We start from the raw sequence: 20730 nt of genomic DNA, 5'->3' as shown, positions 1-20730 counted from the left end.
GGGCGGAGGAGAAGACCATGAAGAAGAGCATCAGGCACAGGGCACTTGCGGGTTGGGCGGTGGGCGTGGCCATAGTGCTGACCACGACTGCGTGCGGAAACATCTATCCGTCCAAGGAACCGGCCCAGACCCCGGCCGGCGGCGTGCAGTCCGACGTCGACGACGTAGTGATCGGGTTCGCGCAGCAGCAACTGCAGGCCCCGTACTTCGCAGCCATGCAGGTGAAGTCCGAAGAGATTGCCGAGGACAAAGGGTTCAAGCTCCTGTTCCAGGCAGCCAACAAGGATCCGGTCGTGCAGATGAACCAGATGCAGGCCATGATCGCGCAGGGGGCCAACGTCCTGGTGGTCAACGCCACGAGCGTCAAAGGGCAGAAGGAGATGATGACGCAGATCGCATCCAAGATCCCCGTCGTCTACATCGACACGAGCGTGCCCGGCACCGGGACCACAAGCGTTCAGTCCGACAACCTCACCATCGGTCGTGAGTCGGGCAAGATCACCGCGGAACGGTTCCTCGGCATGGGTAAGCCGAACATCAAGATGGTCATCATGACGGGTCCTGCAACCGATGAGAACGTCGGACCGAATCGCCGACAGGGCTTTCTCGACGGCCTCACCGAAGGTGGTGTGAAGTACGAGATCAAGGCAGAGCAAAGCGGCGACTATGCCCAGGACAAGGGTCAGGTCGCGGCCGAGAACATGCTTGCCGCGAACCCGGACGTCGATCTCGTTCTCGGACTGAACGATTCGATGGCGCTCGGCGCCTACAACGTGGTGAAGGACAAGGCGCAGTACAAGAACGTCTACATCGCAGCATCGGCCGACGGGCAGAAGGAGGGTGAGGCGTTGATCAAGGAGGGCGGATGCACGGGCAAGTACATCTCCACCGGGCTCAACTCACCGACGCTGGCTGCTGAGGAAGCGCTGGCGATCGCGGTCGACATCGCAACCGGCGCAAAGAAACCCTCCGACTACCCACCGCAGTCGTTCACACTCGCCGTTGAGATCGGCTGCAACAACGTGGACGAGTACTACGACCCGGACAGCATCTTCTAGCCACAGGCAGGGTGCGGGTGCCGCGCCAACGCGACACCGCGAGCAGGCTGTTGCGTGAGCATCGTGCGAGTGGATGTCTCCGCAACAGCCTGTTCGCGCGGGTGACCGAGCAGCGCCTACACGGTGACGACGAGGCGCCCGCGGATGCCGCCGCCAGCCAGTCGTTTGTGTGCATTTCCGAGCTGTTCGAGCGGGTACGTCTCCGCAACGCGCAGTGTCAGAACGCCATCGTCGACAAGCCCCGACAGCTCGGTCAGTTGCTCCTGGTCAGCTCGAATCTGGACCAGATGCACTGTCGTACCGCGTAGCGGGGCAGGTTCGAAGCCTCCGATCACCGCGGCGAACCGACAGCCACCGCGCACTGCGGCCAGTGCTGCGGGACCCAGCAGAGCAGGGTCGACGGCAGCATCGACACCACCCGGGATCAGCGCGCGCACCGACGCCGATACGTCGGACCCACGCGCCACGAACTCGGCGGCCCCCAATTCGCGCACGGTCTGCTCGTCGGCGGAGCCGGCCACCGCGATCACCTTGATCCCGCGATGCGCCGCCAACTGCACGATGTACCCACCCAACCCGCCGGCGGCGCCGGTCACCAGCAACGTGTCGCCTGCCTCCAGCGCGAGCGGGCCCAGCGCCTGCAGAGCGGTCAAACCGTTCAGCGGAATAGTCGCTGCGGCAATGGAATCCACGGACTTCGGCGCCGACGCAACGTTTCCGACGTCGAGCACAACATACTCAGCCTGAGTTCCAAGTGATACGTCGAGCAGATCGTTGATTCCGATTACTCGGTCGCCGACCGAAAACCCCTCGACACCAGGACCGATTGCATCGACGGTGCCCGCGACGTCCCAGCCGAGACCCCACTGCTCACGATTCGCCGTGAGTTGTGCGCCCCCGCCGCTGCGCACGAAAGCGTCGATCGGATTGACCGCGGACGCAACGATCACCCAACTCTTGCTGCTGAGCGTCCTTGGATGCCTTGACCGTTCGACCGGCTGCCTCGGTTTCGGAGGTTATCTTCTTCTCCACCTCACCCTGCGTGGTGGTGCCGTGCGTCTTCCATTCGACCTTGTCTCCCTTTTTGAATTCGTCCTTGCTCACGCGTGATTCCTTACCGGGTTGACTGGAAAACGTTGCGTAACGAGGTGCACCCGTCAGCGAAGAATGCAACCTCACGAAGCTACGCCGAACCACCTGCTCAGCTGACTGCGCAAACCTTCCTGATCGTCACCGACCCACGCGACGTGGCCGTCAGGACGGAGCAGTACCGCAGGAACATCGAGTTCGACGCTGCCATCGACGACGTGATCGACCCGATCCGTATAGCCGTCCACCGAAAGCAGGCCATCCCGGTCGAGCAGGAGCCCCCGACCGGCGCGCATCAGCTCGTAGAGGCGACGGCCATCGAGCTGCACATCCCGCAGCCGACGACCGAGCAGTTCGTGACCCTCCCCGAAGTCGTAGCGGACGCCGACCGCAATGATCTTCTCGGTCAGGTACTGATTCACGTCGTCGAAGTCCATCAACTCGGCAATCAACCGACGCACGGCCTGGGCCCCGGGATCGAGGGACGTCAACAACATCTGCGCCCGGGTGTTGTCCAGGACCGATTCAGCGACGGGATGCCGTTCCGCCTCGTAGCTGTCCAGCAGCCCCGCCGGTGCCCACCCGTTCACCTCGGCGGCGAGTTTCCAGCCGAGGTTGAATGCGTCCTGAATACCAAGATTGAGGCCCTGCCCACCGATCGGCGGATGGATGTGTGCCGCGTCGCCTGCGAGGAAGACGCGGCCGACCCGATAGTGCTCTGCAAGTCGAGTTGCGTCGCCGAAGCGTGACAACCAGCGTGGCGAGTGCGCGCCGAAATCGGTCCCGGCGGTCGCGCGCAACTGCTCTTTGACCTCGTCCAACGTCGGTGGGACCGAGCGGTCATCGGCGACGCCCGCGGCAGGTACAACGACGCGGTAGAGTCCGTCGCCGAGTGGCATTGCACCGCAACGAACTTGGGTCTTGCGAACCTCCTCGTTCACAGCAATTACCGTTTCCAGTGATGCTGTCAGTTCCATTTCGCCGAGCAGTGTGTCGACTCTGGTCGGCTCGCCCGGAAAGTCGACTCCGAGCAATTTGCGCACGGCGCTGCGGCCGCCGTCGGCGCCGACGAGAAAGCGCGACCGCAATTGCGTGCCGTCGCCAAGTTCGACAACGACGCCCTCGTCGTCCTGACCGATCCCGACCAATTCGTGATTGCGACGAATGTCGACGCCAACTTCGATGGCATGCTCTGCCAGAAGACGATCGGTGATCGGCTGCGGAATGCTGAGTACATAGGGATACGACGTATCCAGGCGCTCGGGTGCCGGCTTCCGGATGCCTGCGAAGAAGCCGCCGAGCGGGTACTTCTTTCCGAGCGCGAGAAACCGCTCCAGCAAACCTCGCTGATCCATTATTTCGATCGTTCGCGCGTGGATACCGAGGGAACGAACAACTTTCGTCGGCTCGGCTTCCTTGTCCACTACGAGTACCTGCACGCCCTGCAACCGCAGTTCGCAGGCAAGCATCAAGCCGGTCGGTCCACAGCCGGCAACAATTACATCGATCACAAAGCCCCCACTTGACTAGTACGTGCCTCGGCCAGCTCTGTGCATTCTGGCTACGGCAGCAGAGTCTGCAGCAAGACCCGGGTCTTGTGGCAAGCCCCCCAGTGCGATATACGTTGAAAGGGGAAGCAAATATCAGCAGTCGACGTTGTCGATCTGCGCGCGAAACGCCCTTGTAATGACGTCGACCCAGACGCTGGGATCAGTGGCCCACAGATTGTGTCCGACTCCGGATACTTCCTCGAATGTGCCATGCGGGACCAGCGCCGCAAGCTGCCGCAACGGCCAGGACGGTCGGATGTCGGTCTCCGCGGCGATGAACGTCATCGGGACAGGCGAGTCTGCAAGTCGCCGAAACAATTCAGGTTCGTGAATCCACTCGACGAACGAGGCGCTCAGCGCAGCGTGAACGGTTGGCTCCCAAACAATCTCGATGTCGGACTCGAGGTGCTGCGAGGACTCGTAGATCTGAGACCAGGTGCGGTCCTTGTGCAATCCGTGGCCGGCGATCCCGACGACGGATCGCACTCGGCCGGGATGATCCAGCGCATAACGCACTGCCAGATCCGAGCCCCAGGAATGCCCGAGCACCATCCAACTGTCGAGGCCAGCAGCGCGACGCACTGCTTCGATGTCTGAGACTGCCTGATCCAGGTCGTGTGCCCCACCTTGGGAGCGTCCGACACCTCTGGGCTCCGGATACCACGCCCGCAGCCCGCGAGGCGCGAGGTCGTCATCCTCGAGGTAGTGAACACAGCCCGGTCCGCCGGGCAGGACCACGACATCTGGACCTTTGCCGGTGACACCGACGTGCAGCAAGGTCCCGTCATCGGCTGGCAGCCTCAGCGATCGCATCCCGCCCTCTCTTGCCGGAATTGTGGGTGATTGCTCCCGGAATCCGAGAGCAATCACCCACCATCCGAACCATTCGCCCGTGCCGCGATGATTCCGGCGAGCTCGACCGGCCGTTCCTCCGGTATCCAGTGCGTCGCGTCGAGAACTTCCAATCGATAAGGCCCCGTTACGTATTCGGCTGTCAGGTCCGCACCTTTGCGCACCAGTGCACTGTCTCGGGTACTCCACACATGTGTCGTCGGAGTGCTTACCTTCTGCGCCGCGCCACCGGGGCCTGCGATCAACATCGCCCGGTACCAGTTGAGTGCGAAGGGCAGCGCTCCGGTGTCGACGACATCGCGCTTGATCCGATCGAACTGGTCGCTGTCCATCTGCGAAAACTCCAACGCACGCCGCCGCACAGCAGGTCGATTCGACGATTCGACGGCGCGAAAGGCTCGGGAGATCGCAAACTCGGGCAGCCACGGAATCTGGAACAGCGCTATGTAGAACGATCGCAAAGCCTGACTGCTGGTCACCATCGATCGTATGAACGCCATCGGGTGCGGCGCCGAAACCGAGGTCAGCGTGCGGACCAACTCCGGATGGGCGGCAGCCGTCGACCACGCGACAGCAGACCCCCAGTCGTGGCCGACCAGATGCACGGGTCCTGCACCGAGTTCGGCAATGAGCTTCGCAGCATCGCCAACCAATGCACTCATCCGATACGCAACTCGTCCGCTCGGGCGCGCCCCGGGCGAGTACCCACGCTGGGTGGGAGCGATTGTGCGGTAACCACGTTCGTGCAGATGCGGAGCGACTCGTGACCACTCTGCAGCGGTCTGAGGAAACCCGTGCAACAGCACGACCGGCGTTCCGTCGAGCGGACCTTCGTCGATCACGTCGAATGTGAAGCCGTCGTTGGTGAACGACGTCAGACGATTGCTCATACCCACCCCCTGCTGTTCGGAAAGCGTGATCTCAGTCTTCAGGTGCAGCAGCAAATTCCTTCTTGGTCTTGCGGTACCAACCCAACCCCGACACCGGCCGCTTCCACCTGCCTTGCATTTCCTTCAACGCCTCGCGGTGGGACTCGTCGCCACCCGCGACCATGTCTTTGAGGTGCTGGTCCTGCTGGTGAATGACGTCGTCGGCCTTCTCTGCACTGAACGCCGTATCGCACGGTCCGCCTAGCTGCTTGCAGGTCATCGTCTTCATCGTCCTACCTCTTCCTGGTTGGTGTGTCGTTCTGAAACAACCGTAGGTTCGGTGGTCAGGCGCGCGCTTCTCGATTCCTGATCGATTTCGGCCGCTATGACAGCACATACCCCTTCGATGCCGACCGCATCGCGAACTGCGTCTCGACGATGGTCTCGGGCCGCAGGTAGGGCGCATCGCCGTGCTTGTTGAGGTAGTAGGTGTTCGAGTTGTTGCAAGACGGGCTCATGAACACGGTGTGCTCGACCCGCTTGCGCATCTTTTTGACGAATTTGGCGGTGGCATCGGCGTCCGCCTCGATACGCGTGACGCCATCCGCGTCCGCCTTCGCGATCATGTCGACGGCGTGGCTGACGCAGATCTCGATGGTGTCGAACCACGAGAAGCCGATGACCCCGTACGGGCCGGGGGCTAGAAAGAAGTTCGGGAAACCAGGGACCGCGACACCTTCGTAGGACGCCATTCGCTCTGCGTCCCATTGCGTTTCGAGGTCGGTACCGCCAACGCCGGCGATCCGGTAGCTCAAGCCGAAGATCTTGAAGCCGGTGGCAAGGACGATCGTGTCGAGTTCCACTTCGTTGCCGTCGACCGTTCTGATACCTGTCGGAGTGATGCGCTCGATCCCGGCCGTCTCGAGAGTGACGTCGTCACGTTCGAACGCCGAGAAGTAGGTATTCGACATCGACGGCCGCTTGCAGCCGAAACCATATGTGGGCGTGAGCTTCTCGCGCAGTTCCGGATCCTTGACCTGCGACCTCAGATACGCCTTGGCCAGTTCGGCGACGGCTTTGGTGACGTACGGCAAGCGCTTGTTGTGAGTTACCGCAACGGTTTCGGCGACCGCGGTCGTAGAGGACACGATGGACCGCACGATCCGCTGCGACAGGGGAACCGTCTCGAAGACCTTCTGCAAGGCGCCGGGAATCGCGAAGTTGACCTTGGGCATCACCCAGATCGGCGTGCGCTGGTACACGGTCAGGTGTGCGGTCTCCGGTGCGATCGTCGGAATGACCTGCAGCGCAGAGGCTCCGGTACCGATGACGGCAACGCGCTTACCCGCGACCGAATACGAATGGTCCCAGCGTTGGGTCGCCATCATCTTGCCTTCGAAGTCGTCGATCCCAGGGATCTCCGGACGCGATGGAATGCTCAGCGCACCGTGGCAGGAGATGACGAACCGCGCGACGAACCGCGACCCGTCCGCTGCCTCGACTGTCCATTCACGAGCGTCCTCGTCATAGGCGGCAGAGACCACCTCCGTCCCGAACCTGATCTTCTGCCGCAACTCTAAACGGTCTGCGACCTCGCGGGCGTAGGCGAAAAGTTCGCCACCCGGCGCGAATGCCGAGGACCAGCGGGCATTCGGCTGGTGACCGTAGGAGTAGTGCACCGCCGGGATATCGGCTTCGACGCCAGGATAGGTGTTTTCGCGCGATGTTCCGCCGACCTCGTCGCCGCGGTCGAGGATGACGAAATCGTCGATTCCTTTGGCTGACAGCTTGATTCCAGCACCAAGACCCCCGAAACCTGCGCCGACGATAATCACATGGTGGCGCTCGAGGGCCGGTGTCTGGGCAGCAGAGCCATTCGTCATAGTGTGAAGAATAGTCACACTAATTCGACGGTAGACGCGAAGTAGCCAACTTGGCTCGTCCGCCGGGCGCTATGTTGGCGCGCCGAACATCCTGGTCGTAGTGAGCAAGCACGCGCCGATCCATGACACGCCGCCACAGCGGCGGAACCGCCGCGAGCACGATCATGGTTGCGTAACCGGCCGGCAACTGCGGCGCTTCCTCGCTACTCCGCAACGTCTGGTAGCGACGTCCGGGGTTGGCGTGATGATCGCTGTGGCGTTGCAGATGGAAAAGGAACACGTTGGTCGCCAACCGATCGCTGTTCCAACTGTGTCGCGGTGAACATGGCTCGTAACCACCACGAGGCAACCGTTGCCGAAGTAGTCCATAATGTTCGACGTAGTTCACGGTTTCGAGTAGGCAGAAGCCGACGACAGCTTGCACGACGAGGTACGGCGCGATCCGCCAGCCGAAAACACCGAGTACGACGCCGAACAGCACGATACTCATCGCCCACGCCTGCAGCAGGTTGTTGTCCAGAGACCACCATCGTAAACCCCTGCGACGCAATCGATCCCGTTCCAGCCTGAGCGCCGACCGCAAACCACCGATAACGCTGCGCGGAAGGAATCGCCACAGACTTTCCCCGAAGCGGGCGCTCGCTGGGTCCTCGGGCGTGGCTACCCGCGCATGGTGGCCTTTGTTGTGTTCGACGTAGAAGTGGCCGTAACAGGACTGCGCGAGTGCGATTTTCGACAACCAGCGCTCCAACCGATCGCTGCGGTGGCCGAGTTCGTGTGCGGCGTTGATCCCGATGCCACAGCCGACTCCGACGGTGACCGCAAGTCCGATCTTGTCGACCAGGGCCAATGCATCGGACGACCACAGGTAGCAGGCGACGACCAACGCGACAACCTGAACCGGCAGGAACGCGTAGGTACACCAGCGGTAGTAACGATCGTTGGAGAGTTGCTTGTAGGCCTCGTCCGGCGGGTTGACACCGTCCTCACCGACGAGGGCGTCGACCAGCGGTATTGCGACGAACACGATGATCGGGCCGATCCACCACAGAACTTCGAGGCCGGTCCACAGCACAAGTTGTGATGGCAACAGACTGCAGGCCGGCGCGATCAGACCGAGCGTCCACAGGTAGCGTTTTCGATCACGCCAGTGAACCTTTGCAGCGCAATCTTTTTCGATGATGGCACGCATGATGGGAGACATGGCTCCGACCCCAAACTGATCCGGTCCCGACCCGAACTTCGATACCTGCTAATCGCATCCCCGCAATACCCGTTAGCCATGACAGCGTTTCGTGACCAATCCGATAGGTTCGGGTTCACACGCCCTCAGTGCTGTAGGCGATAGTGCCCACCGAATCGGGTCGCCATCTCAGCGACGTAGTCGACTATGCGATCGCAATCGACGGCAATCGCGTCCGATTGCCATTCCCTGAGCAGTTCGACGAACCCGCCGACGCCGACGATCGCGTCCATCCGCAACGCCAGTTCATCGACACCCTGCCGTAGCCGCGGCCTCGCAGCGGAGGTGACGAGGTCGATTGCTCGGTGAAACGAGCGTTGGCGTTCGCTCTCCAGGATCGGGCTGCCCTCGTTACGGCTCAACAAGATCTTCGCTTGTGCGGGATGGGAAACGATGTGGTCGACGAGGACCCTGGTCGCGGTGCGAGTCAGGTCTTCCCACGAAGTGCCGGGACCGCTCTTTTCGGCGTAGGCGACAGCGACTGTTGCGAGTACCTCGCCTTCGATGTGCTGCCATACCGCGGTGAGCAAGCCGTCCCGATCCCCGAACTCCTTGTAGAAGTACCGATCGCTCAGCGCTGCTTCGGCGCAGACGCGGCGCATGGTTACCGCCGCCCAACCATGCTGACTCCAGATCTCGATGGCGACGGAGAGCATTCGGTCAAGCCTGTCGGCGCGGCGTTCTTCGGTGGTGCGACCTCCCCACACGCCGTTGCGTTGCATTCCTACATCTTGACAATATCCCTGGCTGGACACAAACTGACGGCATACGCCTACAGTTACGGCGGCTGCCATCACTCAGTAGAGGATGCATCACATGACCATCACCTCGAAGGTCGATCAGGATTCACCGCGAAGTCGTCGCGGGTCTGACGCACAGACGACAACCACGACAACCCGACCCTCCATGCGGCCCGCACACCGCCTTGCCCGACTAGGCATGACGAAAGACTCTGCAGTGGTCGGGCTGAGCTATCGACGCGGTTGGCTGGACAAGATCAAAGACCACGACATCTCCCGCTTCCGGACCGGAACACGGAGTTACGTGACCCTCACCCACCCCGAGTACGTCGACCACGTCCTGCACGCGGGTCGCCTGAACTATCACAAGTCCTACGAGTACGAGCTACTGCGCGCGCTGCTCGGGGTGAGCCTGTTCACCGACGAGGAAGAGTCGTGGCAGCGCTACCGAACGATGCTGTCGCCGATGTTCTCGAAGCGTCATCTCAACGGACTCGTCGATCTGATGATCGAGCCGATCGACGCGCTGTCGGACGAACTCGGCGAGAAGTCCGGTCGCGTCGAAATCGACATGGTGCGCGAGATGGTCGAACTCACTCTCAACGTCGTCGGAAATGCCTTGTTCAGTCAGCAATTCGGCCCGATCGCAAAGGGAATGGGTCCGATGGTCACGGGAGGACTCCGCTTCGGGGAGAAACTCCTGCGCGTATTTATGATCTCTGCGCCACCGAAAGTGGTGTGGCGCGCGACATCCCGCCTTGCCTACACTCCACTGCCGCTCCCACCACCCTTTCGCGACATCCAGAAGATCGTCAAGCTCATCGACGGTTCGGTATGGACGATCATCAACGAACGGCGAGCACACCCGATCGATACGCCGGACCTGCTCAACCATCTCCTCGGCGCCGCCGACGATCAAGGCGGGCTGCCGATGAAAAGGGTTAGGGACGAAGCGATCACACTGATGCTGGCCGGCCACGAGACGACGGCGAACGCCCTGTCATGGATGTGGTATCTCCTCGCCCTGCATCCCGACGCACGAAACACGATGCTCGACGAAGTCGACTCGGTTCTTCAGGGCCGCGCACCCACTGCCGACGACCTACCGCGACTGCCCTGGACAACCGCAGTTTTTCTGGAGGCGATGCGGTACTTCTCCCCTGCTTGGGTCATTCCCCGCGTTGCCGTTCGCGACGACGTCATCGGCACCCATCACATCAAGAAGGGCACCACCGTCATCATTCCCGCGCACCTCGTGCACCACGACGCGCGCTGGTGGCCGAACCCCGAGGAGTTCGATCCGTCACGGTTCCTGCCGGGCGCGGGTAAGGACCGTCCACGCTCGGCCTACCTACCTTTCGGTGGCGGCAGGCGGGTCTGCATCGGCCAAAGCTTTGCGACGATGGAATCGGTACTGATCATCGCAATACTCAGCCAGCGTTATGTTTTCGACCTTGTGCCAGGCCATCCGGTCGACCCGGAGGCGACGCTGACGCTCCGACCGCGGCACGGGTTGAAGATGATCGTGCGTCGACGCGGGATCACATCATGAACCGGATCGACCCGCGGGGCGCGGTGGTCGTCGTCACCGGCGCAGGCAGTGGAATAGGTGCTGCCATCGCCGATCGATACGCCGGACTCGGTGCGGTCGTCGTTGCGACCGATATCGACGAGTCGACGGCGAAAGCCACCGCGGAGGCCTGCAGACAACGTGGCGCGGAAGCGACCTCCTACCAGTGTGATGTTGCCAATTCCGATGCAGTAACCGAACTGTCTCAACAAATTTCGGTCGACGTCGGCAAAGTGGACATCCTTGTCAACAATGCGGGCGTCGGGGTTGGTGGCCCCTTCCTCGACACCACGGTCGACGACTGGGTGTGGCTGAGGTCGATCAACATCGACGGCGTCGTCCACGGGTGCCGGACATTCGGACGCGACATGACGGACAGTCGCCGCGGGCACATCGTGAATATCGCGTCCGGCGCCGCCTACCTGCCCAACCGCCGCCTCGCCGGGTACTGCGCGTCCAAGGCGGCGGTGGTCATGTTGTCGCGCTGTCTTCGAGCCGACTGGGCCAACCTCGACGTCGGGGTATCCGTAGTCTGTCCGGGCGTGATCAACACACCGATACTGCAGAACACCCGACTGCGTGGGAGCGCGGTGCAGGAAAAAGAGCTACTGGCCAAAGCATTTCGCGTCAGCCACCGGCCCGAGTCGGTCGCGAAAGCAGTCACCCAGGCCGTTCGGTACAACCGTGAGCTGGTGTCGGTGGGAATCGAAACACAGCTCGGATACCACGCCATGCGATTGCTCCCCCAGCTCAACTCGTTGGTGGCTCGGGCATGACCATTACCAGCCCGCACAAGAGGAAAGACACCCTCACAGCAAAAGTAGCTTCGGTTGGCGGTGTGCAGACCCGCGTCCTGGAAGGTCCGGGATCGGGTCCGACTGTGCTGCTCCTGCATGGTTTTTCCGATTCCGCCGACGGTTGGCGAGACGTGCTGGGTGAGTTGGCGAAGTCAGGCCACCATGGGGTTGCAGTCGACCTGCCGCACTTCGGCCGTGCCGGTCGCCCGAGGTCGAGTTCGGTCCTCGCGGCCTTGGACGAATTCGTCGAGGCTGCTGCCCGCGAATACGACACAGGGCAGGGAGTAGTCCTCGTCGGCAACTCGATCGGGGGCTTGGCGGCGCTGCGTGCGGCTCGAAGAACCGATCTACCGATCGTGTCGGTGCTCGCCATCGGTCCCGCGGGACTCATCGTCCCGTGGTGGATGACGGCGTTGACTCGAACGCGTCCCCTCTTGGATCGTGTTCTTACGCTACCGTCGCCGGCGCTGGTGCACGGTACGGTCGCCGGTCCTGCCATCATGGGCAACCTCTTCGCTCGCGCTGTCGCGTCAGGTCACTTGTCCGCCAGAGCAAAGTCTCGGTACGCCTCGCATTGGGGACCGGGAGATCTGCGAAGACAACTGGTACTCGGTGGTCAGACGCTTGCAGAACTCGCCGATCCACATGCTCTCGACAACGCCGAGTTCCAGATGCCGGTGACGCTGGCCTGGGGTGACAAGGATTGGATTTGCTCCCCCCGGGCTGGGGCACGGCTGCAACAACTACATCCCGACGTCCGCCTCCGATCGATCGCCGGCTCGGGTCACTGCCCTCAGTACGACAACCCGAACGTCGTCGCCGATCTGATCAGGAAGTGCACGGGTCCTACCACCGACTCGACCCAAGCAACCGACAACAAGGGGACAACGCCATGACGGCCGCTTCGCCGAACACAGACAGGTCTGCCCATCACGAGGTCGTGATCATCGGCGGAGGCTTCTCCGGTATCGGCTTCGCAATCAAGCTACGCCAAGCCGGTTTCGAGGACTTCCTGATCATCGACGACGCGGACGCGCCCGGCGGTACGTGGCATTGGAACACCTACCCCGGTGTGGCGGTTGATATCCCGTCCTTCAGCTACCAGTTCTCGTTCGAGAAGCGCAAGGACTGGTCACGCTCGTACGCACCGGGTAGAGAACTCAAGCAGTACGCGGAGCAGTGCGTCGCCAAGTACGGTTTGGCACAGTTCTTCAGATTCGAGACGACCGTTGTGACCGCCGACTGGGACGGCCACGGCGGTCTCTGGCCGTTGGTCACCTCGACCGGCGACGAACTGACTGCACGCCACCTCGTCAACGCCTCCGGCGTGCTGACGCGTCCCAACACACCGGACATCCGAGGCGTCGACGATTTCGCCGGCCACACGATGCATACGGCGCGCTGGGACCACTCCCTGGATCTTCGCGGCAAGCGGGTCGCCGTTATCGGCACCGGCGCGTCCGCAGTCCAGATCATTCCCGCGATCGCGCCCGAGGTCGATCAGCTGACCGTGTATCAGCGGACGCCGATCTGGTGCATGCCCAAACCGGACATCGCACTGTCGCGGCCGATGCAGTGGGCACTTGGCCGCATTCCTGGCAGCCAGACCGTTGCCCGACTCGCGAGTCAGGCATTCGTCGAAATCACGTTCCCCGTCGCCGCACACTACGAAGGGATCCTGCATTTTCGTCCCGCCGCCGAGAAGGCCGCACGTGCCTACGTCAGATCGCAGGTCACCGATCCGGAGACCCGCGAAAAGCTCACTCCTCGTTACGGTCTCGGCTGCAAGCGGCCAAGCTTTCACAACAGCTACCTGTCCACGTTCAACCGCGACAATGTAGTACTCGAAACGAGTCCGATCACACACATCAGCGCCGACGCGGTCCATAGCGCCGAAGGCTGCGCAAGGGAAATCGATGTCCTGATCCTTGCGACAGGCTTCAAGGTGATGGATCCGGACAACATGCCGACCTACACCTTGCGTGGCGTCGACGGACTCGACCTCACCGACTGATGGAACGAGCATCGGCTCCAAGCCTACGAAGGCATCTCCGTACCCGGATTTCCCAACTACTTCACCATCTTCGGGCCCTACGGCTACAACGGCTCCTCCTACTTCGCGCTCATCGAGGCCCAGACTGCACACATCATCCGGGTTCTCGAGCACGCCAGAAAGGAGCGCGCGGCCTATGTCGAAGTGACTCAGGCCGCGAACGATCGCTTCTTCGCAGAGATGCTCCGACGGCGCGGCAACCAAATCTTCTGGCAGGACAGCTGCGCCAACGCGAACAGCTACTACTTCGACAAGAACGGCGACGTACCCCTGCGCCCGACTACAACCATCGAATCGGCAATTCGTAGTAGGCGATTCAAGATGTCGGATTACAGCTTCGGGTAGGCGGCTGCGCCGCTCGTGCGTCCTTTCGGCGGGCCCGACCTCCGAAAGTGCTCACGAGGGGCGGAGCGCCCCGAGGCGTACGGTCGGAAATATGCCTATTGCAACGAATGCATTTGCCCACGTCCGACTGACCGTGACGGATATCGAAAAGTCCCGAGCGTTCTACGACGACATCTTCGCGCTGCCGGTCGCGTTCGAGCTACCGGCCGATGCGGACGACGCCACTCGCGAGCAGCTGTCTTTCCTGTTCGGCGGCGTGATCTACAAGCTGGGTGATTCGTTGCTCGGATTACGTCCGGTGTCCAAGGACGGGTTCGACGAGGACCGTACCGGGCTCGACCACCTCAGCTTCGCCGTCGCGGACAAGGCCGCACTCGACGATGCCGCGAAGTTGCTCGACGACGAGGGAATCGAGCATGACGGCGTCAAGGATATCGGTGCGGGATACATTCTGGAGTTCCGCGATCCGGACAACATCGCTCTCGAACTCTTCTCCCCCAAAGCGTAAGCCGGAGCGCTGATTCACCGACGAGTGTCCGCGTGCCGAGCAGCATCCGCGCTCGCGACGAGGATGTCCATTTCCTGCGGACGTCCGTAGTAGAAGCCTTGTGCCAGAGTGAATCCCAGCGGCTCCAGGACGGCTGCCTGCTCGTCGTTCTCGACACCTTCGATGATGACCGGCAGGCCGAGCTTCTCGCTCAGCTTCGCGATCACGCTCAGCAGCGGCGGCGGCGGCGAATCTGCTTGGACTGCAGCGACAAACGAGGCATCCAACTTGAGTATGTCGGTCGGCAGCGACGCGAGTCTGCTCAGCGACGAATAGCCTGTGCCGAAATCGTCTATTGCGATTCGGACGCCCTGCGCGCGTAGCTCCGTCAAGTTCGCGTAGGTAGTTCTGGCATCGAGATCGAGGACGCTCTCGGTTACCTCCCAGCACCAATTGTGCACTCGGCCATCCGGTTTTCTGCAGCACCTCGTTCACGCTTCGCACATAGTCGGCGCGAATCAGTTCGAGGCCGGATACGTTGACGCTCAACATCAATGCACGATCGGTGCACATGCGCTGCAACACCACAGCCTGCCTGCAGGCAGTTGCGAGTACCTGCCGACCCAGGCTCGAGATAAGTTCGTATTCTTCGGCAACTCGAATGATTTCCGCTGGGGTTACGCCTTTTTGGGTCGCGGAGCACCAACGCAGCAAGGCTTCGAAACCTATGACGGAAGCACCGGCGTCGACGGCGACGATCGGCTGGAAGGCGACGTTCAGTCTGTCGTTTTCGATGGCTTCGACCAATTCTGCTGCAAGCAAGGGTTGGTGTGACGTCTCGACGACGGATCGATTGCGTCCGGCCTCCTTCGCGCGATACAGGCCGACGTCTGCTCGGCTGACCATAAACGATGCGGACTCGCCGAGATGCCAGGCTGTGATGCCGGCCGAACATCCCACCGATATCGCGTTACGCATGCTTTCGGCGACGCGTACCGCATCGCGTTCGCAGCATCCGGGAAGCAGCAACGTGAATTCGTCGCCTCCGATTCGGGCAAGTATTGCGTTGGTGCCCAACATCTTTCGCCACGTATCGGCCACTTCCTGCAGGGCGACGTCGCCGGCGGCATGACCACTTTCGTCGTTGATGTCCTTGAACCGATCGAGATCGACGAGTATCAGAGCGAGAGCGGTTCGACTCTTCGTCGCGCGGGCGATTTCGAGTTCCAACTGTCGGGCGAACCCGCGCCTGTTCAATAGCCCGGTCAGTGGATCGACGTCGGCTTCCGACGCCACACGCATCAGCACGCCGACAACGAAAAACACGGCGATGACCACCCCTGAGGTCACCAGACCAGCCCACCATTGCAATCCGGGCCGAAGGCCCAGCGTCGTCATACAACACACGACACCGATCACCGTATTCGCCGACGCGGCCGGCCACGACAGAAAGAAAGCCCCGGTGCACGTGACGGTCACGAAGAAGCCCGCGACGCCGATCGCCGCAATGTTGCTCGTCGACTCCCAGACCCCAGCGGCGACAAACGGCGTCGGCGAGAAGAGCAACCATTGCTGTTGTCTGACGGGGATACGATCACCGAGCGCCAGGATCACGATTCCCATAAACAGACACGCGGCGGCGAGCAGGCCGCAGACAAGTCGGCTGCCTCGCATGTCGACGGGCATGACAGCTGTCTGAGCCAAGCCGAACACGCCGCCGAAGGTGAAGAACGCACCTGTTGTGCGTGCCATGACCGCCGGGCTTACGACGCCGGGGGCGCGGGTGCCGCGTAGGCGCAGCCAGCCACCGATTCCGTTCACATCACCGATTCGTGCTCCAAGTCCTCGGCCCCGACCAGGGTGGGACCCCCTGCATCGAGGGTATCCGAGGGCTCTCGTTTCAGGGGACAAGTCCGCCCAAGTCGGTCAGCGCGGCCTCAGGCGAAGCTCAGTCTCGTTCCCCGTATTCGTCGAACCAGTGCGCCAATTTGCCACGTCGGCTCACCGCGCGGAGTCGACGTTCCGCCACTTCCCGAGTCTTGCTCGTGGTGACGATCAGCAGCTCGTCACCGACCTCGATGCGAGTGTCCGGCTGTGGGACGAACGTGTGACCCTCGCGAATGATCAGGGTGATGACGCTCGGGTCTGGCAGCCGCAGTTCGAGAACCGAGACATCGTGCAGGCGTGACTTGGGCAGAACTGTCATCGTCAACAGTTCGGCTTCCAACACGTCCAGTGGCGCTGATTCGACCTGGATCTCGCGTGTGGAGTCGCGACGGATCAGGCCCATTCGGTGAGCGACGGGCCGCAGGCTCGGGCCCTGGATCAGGGTGAAGACCACGACGAGAATGAAGACGATGTTGAGCAGGCGGCCAGCGTCCGGTACACCTTCCACGATCGGGTACGTGGCGAGGACGATCGGGACCGCTCCACGCAGCCCAGCCCATGACAGAAAGACCTGCTCCTGCCACGGCACCCGGAATCCGGCCAGCGAGATCACAACGGACAGCGGTCGGCCGACGAGCAGCAGGATGATTCCGACGACGATGGCAGGCACAAGCTCGTCGATCAGTTCGCTCGGCGAAACCAGCAATCCGAGTAGGACGAACAAGCCGATCTGGGCGAGCCAGCCAAGACCTTCCGCGAACGAGCGGTTCGCAGCACGATGCGGCAGCCCGGAGTTCGCGAGGACTACCGCAGCGAGATAAGCGGCGAGAAACCCGCTGGCATCGATGCTGCCCGCAGCGGCGAAGGACACCATGCCGAGCCCGAAGGTTGCGAGTGGATAGAGACCGGACGCCGGTAAGGCAATGCGGCGCAGTGCAATTGCACCGATATACCCGCCTACCAAACCAATTGCGGCACCGACTGCCAAATCGTAGATCAACTCGGCGAGCGCACTCGGCGGCGAGACGGCCATCGGCGTTGCACTGAATATCAAGACGAGTATGACCGCGGGGGCATCGTTGAAACCCGACTCCGCTTCGAGCAGTCCTGCGACTCGCCTCGGCAGCGGCAGCACGCGGAGAACCGAGAACACGGCGGCAGCGTCTGTCGAGGATACGATCGCGCCGAGCAGCAGCGCAAGCTGCCAGTCGATTCCGAGCAGTAGGTGCGCGCCCGCGGCGGCGACGAGAGTACTGACCCCCACCCCGACAGTTGCCAGCACTCCGGCGGGCCCAAGCACGTTGCGGATGTCGCCGAACCGCGTCGTAAGTCCACCTTCGACAAGGATGACGGCCAACGCGATGGTTCCGAGATCCCTGGCAAGCTGGACGTCGTCGAACTGCATGCCGATGCCATCTTCTCCGAGGGCAACGCCGACCGCCAGGAAAAGCAGCAGACTCGGCAACCCGACTCGAGTCGCCAGCCGAGTGGCGACGATGCTCGCGAGCAGCACCAATCCACCGGCGAGCAACGCGAGGTAGAGCTGCTGCAACGTCATTTCGACCCCGTTCGAGCCATCGAAGAGATGTGGCTCCGCCAAGTAAATCAGTAGGAACGCCAACGGTGACCACGCAGCCGAGCTAGTCGGCTCGAGCGGATGGGCCATGATGTGTCTGTGCACCGTCGACGGTGCGGCGAGGAGGCCGATGATGCGCATCGGGATTGCGGGGGCCGGCGCGGTCGGTCGGTCCGTCGCGCAGGAACTGCTCGACGCGGGCCACAAGGTCCTGCTCATCGAGATCGCACCTCGCCGCTACGAGCCACACACCGTTCCCGCTGCCGATTGGCTGCTCGCCGACGCATGCGAGCTCGCGTCACTCGAAGAGTGCGGGATGGAACTGTGCGATGTGATGATCGCAGCGACCGGTGATGACAAGGTGAACCTCGCCGCGGCTCTGCTTGCGAAGACCGAGTTCGGGGTGAACAGGGTCGTAGCCCGAGTCAACGAGGCCGACAACCAATGGCTGTTCACCGAGGCGTGGGGCGTCGACGTAGCGGTCTCGACGCCGGTCGCGATGGTCGCCGGAGTGGAGGGTGCCATCGATGTCGGGCATCTCATCAGGTTGCGCGGACTCGGCAAGGCGAAGGCGAATCTCGCCAAATTGACCTTGCCCGTTGACAGTCCGATCGTCGGGCTGCAGGTGCGAGAGTTGGTACTACCCGAGAACACCGCGTTGGTTACCGTGCTCCGTGGTACCGAGATCATTCTTCCAACGCCCGACGACGTGCTGGAACCCGGCGACGAACTGCTGTTCGTCGCCGACAGTGCGGGCGAGGCTCACATCAGAGCGGTCATCGACTGGACGCCCGCCTGAGCTGTCGGTACTCGCTACTGATCGAACGCGATCTCGACCCGCTCGCTGACGGGCACCGCCTGGCACGCGAGTGTCAGTCCGAGCGCCAGATCGGCATCGACGAGGGTGTCGTTCTTGCGCATTCGCACCTCACCCGATCGCACGGTGCATGCGCACGCGCTGCACTCCCCCGCCCGGCACGAGTACGGCGCGTCGACACCTTTTCCGAGCAACACGTCGAGCAGCGGAGTGTCGCGCGGCCACTCGATGTCGATGCTGCGGCCGTCGATCTCGACCGTCGCCACCGCCGTAGGGGTTGTGGTCGAGGCGGTTGTGCACGAGTCGGCGACGACGATGTCGGCGAACGGATCACCGGTCAGCGACAGGAACTTCTCGATGTGGACATGCTTGTCAGGCGTCCCGATCACCTGCAGCGCAGCGCGGCAGACCGCCATAAACAACGTCGGGCCACAGACGAACGTGTCGTATCGCTCGCACAGAACCAACAACTCGGCGAGATCGTCGACGGTCGGCAGACCACGCTCCGATTCGAGCCAGTGCACCACCTGAAACCGATCGGGGAACTCGACGATCATCTCGGCAATCTCGGCACCGAAGATCACCGATTCGACTCCGACGTTCGCGTAAACCAGATACACGTTGCCTGCTCCTGCGAGCAACGCCGACTTGGCGATCGACATGATCGGCGTGATGCCACTGCCTGCCGCGAGAAGCAGCAGATCTGCATCGAGCGTCTCCGGTACGAAGACCCCCGACGGCGTGAGCACCCGCAGTCGGGTACCGACAGAGACGTTGTCGCACAACCAGTTCGAGCCGTAGCCATCGATCGTCCGCTTGACGGTGACGACGAGTTCGTCGTCGAGGTGTGGCGAGCTCGACAGCGAGTAGCACCGTGCGACCGAGCCGGTTCGATCGCTCGGAATCTCCACCGTCAGAAACTGTCCCGGGTGATATCGGAAGCGCTCGACGAGTTCGTCCGGAACGGCGAAGACCAACGATGCGGCCTCGTCGGTCTCCTTGATCACCTCGACCACTTCCAGCGTGTGCACACGACTCGACATGACAGGCCGCTACAGCTCGAATCCGAGGCGTCCCGCTGCGCGTCGGCCGATCCGGTACAGCGGCACCCCGAGATCCTCGTACCGTGGACCGACAACGCGTGGGATCAGATCGAAACCACGCGCATCGGCACCGATCAGAACCCGTGCCTTGTTCTTCTCCACCCCCTTTAGGATGATTCGAGCCGCCGCTTCGGGGCTGGTCAACGCGATCATCTGGAACCCGCGACGAATATCTTCGGTGTCGACACCTTCCGGAATGCCACGCGCATTCACCGCGATGTTCGTCTTGATGCCGCCGGGATGCACACACGTGACTCCGACCGGGTGCCGTGCGATCTTCAGTTCCTGCCGCAATGCTTCGGTGAAGCCACGGACCGCGAACTTCGCTGCGTTGTAGGCACTTTGCGACGGTATGCCGATGAGCCCGAAGACGGACGAGACATTGACGATGTGCCCGTCACCGGAATCGATGAGGTCGGGCAGAAACGCCTTCGTGCCATGCGCGACGCCCCAGAAGTTGATGTTCATCAACCAGTCGAAGTCCTCCCACGACATGTCGACGACATCCGCGTTCAAAGCAACACCCGCGTTGTTGAACACCAGATTCACTCTGCCGAATTCACCGCGAACATCACTTGCATGCGCATGAACCGCCGCACGGTTCGCAACGTCGAGCTCGAACGGAATTGCTTTGGCCCCCAACTTCTCACAGCGACCAGCGGTATCAGCCACGGCGGCGGTGTCGACATCGGACAAAGCGAGTTCGGCACCTCGTTCGGCCAGGTTCAGCGCGAGACTGCGCCCGATGCCCGACCCTGCGCCAGTAATCACTGCAACCTTGTTCTTGAAGTTCTTCATGTTGCTCTGTCCT

At 62.2% G+C, this 20730-nt stretch carries 19 protein-coding genes and 2 pseudogenes; 7 read left to right on the top strand and 14 right to left on the bottom strand.

What is annotated here, in order from left to right:
* The first annotated feature begins 17 nt into the window (after positions 1 to 17).
* Positions 18 to 1058: a sugar ABC transporter substrate-binding protein gene (locus ACHIRB_RS12505; RefSeq protein ID WP_395127699.1), complete on the top strand. Its 1041-nt coding sequence runs from the start codon at positions 18 to 20 to the stop codon at positions 1056 to 1058.
* A gap of 116 nt (positions 1059 to 1174) precedes the next feature.
* Here ACHIRB_RS12505 and ACHIRB_RS12500 read toward each other — a convergent pair whose 3' ends face one another.
* From ACHIRB_RS12500 to ACHIRB_RS12460, 9 genes are all read right to left on the bottom strand, one after another.
* Positions 1175 to 2008: an NADP-dependent oxidoreductase gene (locus ACHIRB_RS12500; RefSeq protein ID WP_395127698.1), complete on the bottom strand. Its 834-nt coding sequence runs from the start codon at positions 2006 to 2008 to the stop codon at positions 1175 to 1177.
* Complete coding sequence (locus ACHIRB_RS12495) at positions 1929 to 2162, bottom strand: hypervirulence associated TUDOR domain-containing protein (protein WP_395127697.1); 234 nt, start codon at positions 2160 to 2162, stop codon at positions 1929 to 1931. The genes ACHIRB_RS12500 and ACHIRB_RS12495 overlap by 80 nt, the downstream gene beginning before the upstream one ends.
* 71 nt (positions 2163 to 2233) lie before the next feature.
* Positions 2234 to 3658 carry a rifampin monooxygenase gene (rox, locus tag ACHIRB_RS12490; protein WP_395124030.1) on the bottom strand — a complete coding sequence of 475 codons (1425 nt, stop codon included), beginning with the start codon at positions 3656 to 3658 and terminating at the stop codon, positions 2234 to 2236.
* A 132-nt stretch (positions 3659 to 3790) separates the two neighbouring features.
* Positions 3791 to 4510: an alpha/beta fold hydrolase gene (locus ACHIRB_RS12485; protein WP_395113394.1), complete on the bottom strand. Its 720-nt coding sequence runs from the start codon at positions 4508 to 4510 to the stop codon at positions 3791 to 3793.
* Positions 4511 to 4563: 53 nt separating this feature from the next.
* Positions 4564 to 5439 (bottom strand): alpha/beta fold hydrolase, encoded by an 876-nt coding sequence (locus ACHIRB_RS12480; RefSeq protein ID WP_395124029.1) that lies wholly within the window; start codon positions 5437 to 5439, stop codon positions 4564 to 4566.
* A 31-nt stretch (positions 5440 to 5470) separates the two neighbouring features.
* On the bottom strand, positions 5471 to 5707 hold the full coding sequence (locus ACHIRB_RS12475; protein ID WP_395124028.1) for a DUF1059 domain-containing protein: 237 nt from the start codon (positions 5705 to 5707) through the stop codon (positions 5471 to 5473).
* A gap of 94 nt (positions 5708 to 5801) precedes the next feature.
* Complete coding sequence (locus ACHIRB_RS12470) at positions 5802 to 7301, bottom strand: flavin-containing monooxygenase (RefSeq protein WP_395124027.1); 1500 nt, start codon at positions 7299 to 7301, stop codon at positions 5802 to 5804.
* A 19-nt stretch (positions 7302 to 7320) separates the two neighbouring features.
* The gene (locus ACHIRB_RS12465) at positions 7321 to 8505 is read right to left on the bottom strand and encodes an alkane 1-monooxygenase (RefSeq protein WP_395113398.1); all 1185 of its coding nucleotides are present in this window, start codon (positions 8503 to 8505) and stop codon (positions 7321 to 7323) included.
* Positions 8506 to 8630: 125 nt separating this feature from the next.
* Positions 8631 to 9266: a TetR/AcrR family transcriptional regulator gene (locus tag ACHIRB_RS12460; protein ID WP_395113399.1), complete on the bottom strand. Its 636-nt coding sequence runs from the start codon at positions 9264 to 9266 to the stop codon at positions 8631 to 8633.
* A 184-nt stretch (positions 9267 to 9450) separates the two neighbouring features.
* Between ACHIRB_RS12460 and ACHIRB_RS12455 the strand changes: the two genes are divergently transcribed.
* The 5 genes and pseudogenes from ACHIRB_RS12455 (at position 9451) to ACHIRB_RS12435 (ending at position 14557) form a co-directional block, all read left to right on the top strand.
* Positions 9451 to 10836, top strand: coding sequence for a cytochrome P450 (locus ACHIRB_RS12455; RefSeq protein ID WP_395124041.1), 1386 nt, complete (start codon positions 9451 to 9453; stop codon positions 10834 to 10836).
* The gene (locus ACHIRB_RS12450) at positions 10833 to 11630 is read left to right on the top strand and encodes an SDR family NAD(P)-dependent oxidoreductase (protein WP_395124026.1); all 798 of its coding nucleotides are present in this window, start codon (positions 10833 to 10835) and stop codon (positions 11628 to 11630) included. Before ACHIRB_RS12455 ends, ACHIRB_RS12450 begins: the two co-directional genes overlap by 4 nt.
* Positions 11627 to 12547 (top strand): alpha/beta fold hydrolase, encoded by a 921-nt coding sequence (locus ACHIRB_RS12445; RefSeq protein ID WP_395124025.1) that lies wholly within the window; start codon positions 11627 to 11629, stop codon positions 12545 to 12547. The genes ACHIRB_RS12450 and ACHIRB_RS12445 overlap by 4 nt, the downstream gene beginning before the upstream one ends.
* Positions 12544 to 14049, top strand: a pseudogene (locus ACHIRB_RS12440) (flavin-containing monooxygenase). Before ACHIRB_RS12445 ends, ACHIRB_RS12440 begins: the two are co-directional and overlap by 4 nt.
* A 91-nt stretch (positions 14050 to 14140) precedes the next feature.
* Positions 14141 to 14557, top strand: coding sequence for a VOC family protein (locus ACHIRB_RS12435; RefSeq protein WP_395113403.1), 417 nt, complete (start codon positions 14141 to 14143; stop codon positions 14555 to 14557).
* A 14-nt stretch (positions 14558 to 14571) separates the two neighbouring features.
* On the opposite strand, the gene ACHIRB_RS12430 is transcribed toward ACHIRB_RS12435, so the two are convergent.
* The 3 genes and pseudogenes from ACHIRB_RS12430 to ACHIRB_RS12420 all read right to left on the bottom strand — a co-directional run bounded on the left by ACHIRB_RS12430 (position 14572) and on the right by ACHIRB_RS12420 (position 17981).
* Complete coding sequence (locus tag ACHIRB_RS12430) at positions 14572 to 14997, bottom strand: EAL domain-containing protein (RefSeq protein WP_395113404.1); 426 nt, start codon at positions 14995 to 14997, stop codon at positions 14572 to 14574.
* A gap of 49 nt (positions 14998 to 15046) precedes the next feature.
* Positions 15047 to 15838 (bottom strand): annotated as a pseudogene (locus ACHIRB_RS12425) (diguanylate cyclase domain-containing protein); the annotation flags it as partial.
* Between the two features lie 646 nt (positions 15839 to 16484).
* Positions 16485 to 17981, bottom strand: a complete 1497-nt coding sequence (locus ACHIRB_RS12420; protein ID WP_395113415.1) for a potassium/proton antiporter — start codon at positions 17979 to 17981, stop codon at positions 16485 to 16487.
* Between the two features lie 151 nt (positions 17982 to 18132).
* Between ACHIRB_RS12420 and ACHIRB_RS12415 the strand changes: the two genes are divergently transcribed.
* The gene (locus ACHIRB_RS12415; RefSeq protein WP_395124024.1) at positions 18133 to 18798 is read left to right on the top strand and encodes a potassium channel family protein; all 666 of its coding nucleotides are present in this window, start codon (positions 18133 to 18135) and stop codon (positions 18796 to 18798) included.
* 14 nt (positions 18799 to 18812) lie between these two features.
* Here ACHIRB_RS12415 and ACHIRB_RS12410 read toward each other — a convergent pair whose 3' ends face one another.
* Both ACHIRB_RS12410 and ACHIRB_RS12405 read right to left on the bottom strand, forming a co-directional pair.
* Positions 18813 to 19859 carry a 2Fe-2S iron-sulfur cluster-binding protein gene (locus tag ACHIRB_RS12410; RefSeq protein WP_395124023.1) on the bottom strand — a complete coding sequence of 349 codons (1047 nt, stop codon included), beginning with the start codon at positions 19857 to 19859 and terminating at the stop codon, positions 18813 to 18815.
* A gap of 9 nt (positions 19860 to 19868) precedes the next feature.
* Entirely contained in the window at positions 19869 to 20717 is an 849-nt protein-coding gene (locus ACHIRB_RS12405; protein ID WP_199703828.1) for an SDR family NAD(P)-dependent oxidoreductase, read from the bottom strand.
* Between the last annotated feature and the right edge of the window lie 13 nt (positions 20718 to 20730).

This window comes from Antrihabitans spumae (genome assembly GCF_043944905.1).
GTDB lineage: Bacteria > Actinomycetota > Actinomycetes > Mycobacteriales > Mycobacteriaceae > Antrihabitans > Antrihabitans spumae.
The sequence above is the reverse complement of the archived record's forward strand: the minus strand, read 5'-3'. Positions and strand labels throughout refer to the sequence as shown.

Bases quoted from the DNA above. Each gene is read 5' to 3' on its own strand.
- ACHIRB_RS12505 (WP_395127699.1), top strand. From the start codon at position 18: ATGAAGAAGAGCATCAGGCACAGGGCACTTGCGGGTTGGGCGGTGGGC.
- ACHIRB_RS12485 (WP_395113394.1), bottom strand. From the start codon at position 4,510: ATGCGATCGCTGAGGCTGCCAGCCGATGACGGGACCTTGCTGCACGTC.
- ACHIRB_RS12480 (WP_395124029.1), bottom strand. From the start codon at position 5,439: ATGAGCAATCGTCTGACGTCGTTCACCAACGACGGCTTCACATTCGAC.
- ACHIRB_RS12475 (WP_395124028.1), bottom strand. From the start codon at position 5,707: ATGAAGACGATGACCTGCAAGCAGCTAGGCGGACCGTGCGATACGGCG.
- ACHIRB_RS12470 (WP_395124027.1), bottom strand. From the start codon at position 7,301: ATGACGAATGGCTCTGCTGCCCAGACACCGGCCCTCGAGCGCCACCAT.
- ACHIRB_RS12465 (WP_395113398.1), bottom strand. From the start codon at position 8,505: ATGTCTCCCATCATGCGTGCCATCATCGAAAAAGATTGCGCTGCAAAG.
- ACHIRB_RS12460 (WP_395113399.1), bottom strand. From the start codon at position 9,266: ATGCAACGCAACGGCGTGTGGGGAGGTCGCACCACCGAAGAACGCCGC.
- ACHIRB_RS12455 (WP_395124041.1), top strand. From the start codon at position 9,451: ATGCGGCCCGCACACCGCCTTGCCCGACTAGGCATGACGAAAGACTCT.
- ACHIRB_RS12450 (WP_395124026.1), top strand. From the start codon at position 10,833: ATGAACCGGATCGACCCGCGGGGCGCGGTGGTCGTCGTCACCGGCGCA.
- ACHIRB_RS12445 (WP_395124025.1), top strand. From the start codon at position 11,627: ATGACCATTACCAGCCCGCACAAGAGGAAAGACACCCTCACAGCAAAA.
- ACHIRB_RS12435 (WP_395113403.1), top strand. From the start codon at position 14,141: ATGCCTATTGCAACGAATGCATTTGCCCACGTCCGACTGACCGTGACG.
- ACHIRB_RS12420 (WP_395113415.1), bottom strand. From the start codon at position 17,981: ATGACGTTGCAGCAGCTCTACCTCGCGTTGCTCGCCGGTGGATTGGTG.
- ACHIRB_RS12415 (WP_395124024.1), top strand. From the start codon at position 18,133: ATGCGCATCGGGATTGCGGGGGCCGGCGCGGTCGGTCGGTCCGTCGCG.
- ACHIRB_RS12410 (WP_395124023.1), bottom strand. From the start codon at position 19,859: ATGTCGAGTCGTGTGCACACGCTGGAAGTGGTCGAGGTGATCAAGGAG.
- ACHIRB_RS12405 (WP_199703828.1), bottom strand. From the start codon at position 20,717: ATGAAGAACTTCAAGAACAAGGTTGCAGTGATTACTGGCGCAGGGTCG.